Raw genomic sequence first — 2,202 nt, 5'->3', positions numbered from 1 at the left:
CCAGCCCGGTGATCCGTACCGCGGCGGCCAGTACCGCGCGCCCGCGTACAGCGGCGGCGGCTACGGCTACGGTGCCCCCGCTCCGGTTCCCGGCTCCCCGGGTCACCTGTCTGCGCCGCCGGCCAGGCCGCTGAGCGCGGGAACCGTGGTAGCTGCGGCACTGTCCGTGGCCCTGCTGTGGGGGCTCGTGCTGCTCGTGGCCCAGGCCGGGCTGAACACGGTGACCGGTCAGGCCCTGGACGAGACCGCCCTGCAGCAGGCCAAGGCAGACCGCAACACGTTCTTCCCGTCCTTCGTGCTCGTGGCAGCCCAGTACCTGCCCGAGGTGGTGGCGGTGGCCGCCGGGGCCCTGGCACTGGTGTGGGCCGTGCGCTACCGCCGGTGGGTGGCCGCTCCGTGCGCGGCCGTGGCCGTGGTTGCCGCCAACGTGAGCACCCAGTTCCTCAAGCACGGGGTCTTCGACAAGCCGGACCTGGGGGTGCAGCAGATCGCCTCCAACTCGTTCCCCTCCGGCCACACCACCGCGGCGGCCTCCCTCCTCATGGCGGCGCTGCTCGTGGCCCCGCCGCACCGCCGGGCCCGCGCCGGACGGTGGGGCGCGTTCCTCGCGGCCGTGGTGGGCATGACCACCGTGCTCAACGGCTGGCACCGCCCCACGGATGCCCTGGCCGCCCTGCTCATCGTGGGCGGCTGGGGTGTCCTGGCGGCCCTGGCCACACAGCTCATCGACGCCGCCGTGGCACGCACCCGCCTCCGCTCAGGGAGCACCCCGGCCGGCAGCTACCGCCGGTTCATGGACGAGCGCTCCTACCGCCGCCAGGCGCGCGCATGGAGCGAGGACCGCGGGGACAGCGCCTACGTGCCCCCCGCGCACGAACGGCAGGCCCGGGAACTGGAGCGGGCGGCGTCGGCGGCGAGGGATGCGGAGCGGCGGAACGTGCCGCGGGCCCAGCGCGGGGCCTGGGATCCCCAGCCGTACGGGTACCGGGGCGCCACCGTGACTGCTCCCGCGAGGCCGCGGCTGGGCACCGCCGTCACGCTGATCGTGTTCACCGGTGCGCTGCTGGCCGTGGCCATCTGGTGGCCCTATCCCGCGCTGGCGGGCACGTTCGGCGGGCGCGTCACGCTGACGGCGGGGTATCTGGGGATTGCGGCCGCAGCTGCTCTGGGATGGTCGATGGTGGCACGTCGGCTGCGCTCTGCGACTCGATGAGCGCCCAGCGGTCCAGGAACACCCGGGCCACACCGGCCTGGTAGGGCAGGCGGTACATCGCGGCGGTGGAGGGGCCGTCCTCCGTGACCTGCACCTCGCGGGCGCGGCGCAGGGCCAGCTCCATGGTGTCCGCCTGCTGCGTGACGAAGTTGACGGTCACGGGCGTGCCGTGGCCGGGCACGAACGCGGTGTAGCGCTCCAGGGTGGCCAGCGCGCGCAGGGACTCCACCCACCGTTGCGGGAAGGCGTCCTCGAAGTTGGGGTCCGCGCCCTCCTCCACGAGGTCCCCGCAGAACACGACGTCGTCCACGCCCACGCAGACGTCGTTGTCCGTGTGGCCGGGGCCCAGGAAGAACAGGGTCACGGGCCGTTCGCCCAGGTCGATGCGTGTGAGGGACGGGCGCAGGCCCGTGCCGGGCAGGGTGTTGGTGGGCAGCACCAGGCGGGTGTCGATCCCCTCGCCGGCACCCATCTCCGGCTCCTGCGTGCTCACGAAGCTGCGCTGGTACTCCCCCACCTCGGCCATCGCGCTGGCACAGGCCTTGTGCGCCCAGAACTCGGTGGCGCCGGCGCGCGCGAACACGGCGTTGCCCATGAAGTGGTCGTAGTGGGCGTGGGTGTTCACCACGGTCAGCGGCAGATCCGTGATCTCGCGGACGGCGGCCAGGATCTCCCGGCCCTGACGCGGTCCGGCACCCGTGTCCACCACCAGGGCGCGCTGAGTGCCCAGCACCAGACCGGAGTTCAGTCTCCAGTTGTCGGTGCCGATCACGTAGACGCCGGGGCGCAGCTCCTGGGTGCGTGCCATGCGCTTCACTCTATCCGCAACGCCCTACCGCTCCCGCATCGGGGAGGAGCCCGCGGAGCCCGGGAGACGGGGGCGCAGCAGGCATGGTGCGGGCCACGCCTGCCGCGGGCGGGGACGGGAGCGCAGCCTTCCCTACCCCGCCCGCATCCGTCCGGCGCTCTGGCTCCCGGTGCTACTGTCT

The 2,202-nt window shown here is 73.6% G+C and carries 2 protein-coding genes; one reads left to right on the top strand and one right to left on the bottom strand.

All coding sequences use genetic code 11. From position 1 onward, the window contains the following. On the top strand, positions 1–1,213 hold a 1,213-nt coding region (locus QL985_RS12030), incomplete at its 5' end, for a phosphatase PAP2 family protein (RefSeq protein WP_290148000.1). On the opposite strand, the gene QL985_RS12025 is transcribed toward QL985_RS12030, so the two are convergent. Continuing rightward, a complete protein-coding gene (locus QL985_RS12025) occupies positions 1,122–2,021 on the bottom strand; it encodes an MBL fold metallo-hydrolase (RefSeq protein ID WP_135010868.1) in 900 nt (299 codons plus the stop codon). The genes QL985_RS12030 and QL985_RS12025 overlap by 92 nt on opposite strands. Positions 2,022–2,202 lie beyond the last annotated feature (181 nt).

The sequence above is a fragment of the Kocuria sp. APC 4018 genome (assembly GCF_030407675.1).
GTDB lineage: Bacteria > Actinomycetota > Actinomycetes > Actinomycetales > Micrococcaceae > Kocuria > Kocuria rhizophila.
Note: the sequence above shows the minus strand (reverse complement) of the source record. Positions and strands in the feature narration are given on the sequence as shown.